Below are 2,500 nucleotides of genomic sequence, written 5' to 3' on the forward strand. Positions count from 1 at the left end.
GGTTTTATTAGAAGAGTTAGCCGTTCTTAGACTGGTACTCTTGGCTGATAACGTGTTATATAACGACTTACAGTAAATTCACTACAAGCAATCAACGAAAATAAGCTTTTACTTAAAGGGACAGGCAGGCCTTACTATGCAAATAAAACACTTACGCATTCGTACTCGTCTCATGCTCAGTTTCAGTATCATCATGATCTTTATTTTGATGGTTAGCGTGTATGCTATTTTCCAAATGCGAGCTCTTTCAGAAACCACGGACAAATTATATAGACATCCTTTTACGGTGAGCAAAGCGGTACGTGATGTTAATATCAATATCGTGCGAATGCACCGAACGATGAAAGATGTGGCGTTAGCCAAAGATAGCGATATGATGTTTCAAGCTGCTAAATTAGTTGAAAAACATGAAAAGCAAGTTTATCTCGATCTTGACCTTATTGAAGCGCGTTTTTTAGGTGATAAAACTCAAGTTAATACCCTTCGAGATACATTTACCGCATGGCGTGATATTCGTAATGAAGTCATTCAATTAACTGAACAAAAACAACATGAGAAAGCGGCGGATATTACACAACAAAAAGGGCATCATCACGTTCAATTGTTAGAACAACAAATGCAAGAATTAACCGATTTTGCTAATAACGTGGCGAGCAAGGCAAGAGATAAAGCCGAACAACAAGCAAAACAAACCGCAAATATACTTATTGTGATTACGCTTGTCATACTTATTTTAACGATTTGGGTCACGATTTCGGTTTCCCGTTCGATTGTTAATCCAATTATGTTTGCAGTCACTAGAGCTAAAGAAGTGGCAAAAGGTAATTTAACAGGCGAGGTTTCAGCTTATTCTAGTGATGAGTTGGGCGAATTACTCAATGCGTTTGGTGATATGCAGAAGCAATTGTATGGGGTTATTACTGAAGTCACGGCGGTATCAACTGAAGTGTCAGAAGCCGCAGAACAAATTTCACAGGGTAATATTGATTTTAGTCAACGAATTGAAGAACAAGCAGCCTCTTTAGAACAAACCTCAGCCAGCATGGAACAAATGACCAGCTCAGTACAACAGAATGCTAACAGTGCCACACAGGCTGCTCAGTTGGCTTTAAATGCTAAAGTAACTGCAGAAAAAGGCGGACTTATCATCGGGCAAAATATTGTTGCAATGAGTGAAATTAGCAAGAGCAGCAAGCAAATCACTGACATCATTAGTGTGATTGATGAGTTGGCATTTCAGACCAATTTATTGGCTTTAAATGCAGCAGTTGAGGCTGCTCGTGCTGGAGATCAAGGACGAGGCTTTGCCGTTGTTGCAGGCGAGGTTCGCAATTTAGCTCAACGTAGTGCCACCTCAGCTAAAGAAATTAAATCTTTGATTCAAGAAAGTGTGTCCAAAGTTGATGAAGGCATGGATTTGGTCAAACAATCTGGGAATACTCTGGAAGGTATCGTTTCTGCAGTTAAAAAGGTCAATGATATTATCAGCGAAATTGCCGTCGCCAGTCAGGAACAATCATCGAATATCAGTCAGGTTAACAAAGCAGTCACCCAAATGGATGATATGACCCAGCAAAACACCGCAATGGTTGAAGAGGCCACATCAGCCAGCGAGTCTATGCGAGATCAATCTATAAAACTGCAACAGCTTATTGAGTTTTTCAATGTAGGTTATGTTAGAACACCGAAAAAACATCATATATCTCAGTCTACTTTTCAACGCCATTCTGCACCGACTGAAGCCGTGAATCATCATCCAGAAATTAAAACTGCCCAGCAATTAGATGACGATGATGACTGGGTTGATTTTTAATTTATATAGTGCCATGTATGAATGGATTTCCTAATTAAGTTTAACCAAGAGCTAAAATAATGTCTTTACATGAAAATATGGGTGGGAAGCCACCGTTGATGCAGCCTCTAAAATTTTCTATCAAAAAATTTTAGAGGATAATCGTGTTAAGCACTTTTTCAATTCAGCTGATATGGATGCTCAGAATACAATGCAAAAAACATTTTTAACCATGGCATTTGCTGGGCCTAACCATTCATTACACGGGTAAAGGAATACGTGTCGCACATAAACATTTCAATGCAATTGCTGATGCTTTGGTTGCTACATTACAATAATTATCTGTCATGAAAGAAGATATTAATGCTGTTTCAGCTTGATCTAGGATTTAAAAGATGGTTTCAAATATAGATTTACCTTGTAAACTAATACTTTCTTTGTTTTGATGAATTTAAATCTTTGGTTCGGAGGAAGGAACCCAGCACACTAATGGGGTTGCCATTGCCAATTGGAAAATACATAAAGCCAATGTTCATTGGCTTTATGTATTTTCATCTTATTTATGCCTTGACTTCAATTCTATTAAATCTCGTCCAGACTTTTACTCCCTATAGAACCCATTTGAAATCTAAGATAATGTAGCAGCTAATCTTTTAAGTAAAAGTCGGATAAAACAAAGTTTGAGTTTTTGATTGGCATGAGTCAGGT

Annotated in this window: 1 protein-coding gene and 1 pseudogene; both read left to right on the forward strand. The window is 38.0% G+C overall.

All coding sequences use genetic code 11. The features are described from left to right. Positions 1–136: 136 nt before the first annotated feature. Positions 137–1,813: a methyl-accepting chemotaxis protein gene (locus ABXH34_RS18545; protein WP_353573377.1), complete on the forward strand. Its 1,677-nt coding sequence runs from the start codon at positions 137–139 to the stop codon at positions 1,811–1,813. 91 nt (positions 1,814–1,904) lie between these two features. Next, positions 1,905–2,063, forward strand: a pseudogene (locus ABXH34_RS18550) (globin domain-containing protein); the annotation flags it as partial. Positions 2,064–2,500 lie beyond the last annotated feature (437 nt).

Source organism: Candidatus Albibeggiatoa sp. nov. BB20, assembly GCA_016744725.1.
Classification (GTDB): Bacteria; Pseudomonadota; Gammaproteobacteria; order Beggiatoales; family Beggiatoaceae; genus Albibeggiatoa.

What these genes read in the sequence shown, in the direction of transcription:
- ABXH34_RS18545 (WP_353573377.1), top strand. Translation starts at nt 137, where the DNA reads ATGCAAATAAAACACTTACGCATTCGTACTCGTCTCATGCTCAGTTTC.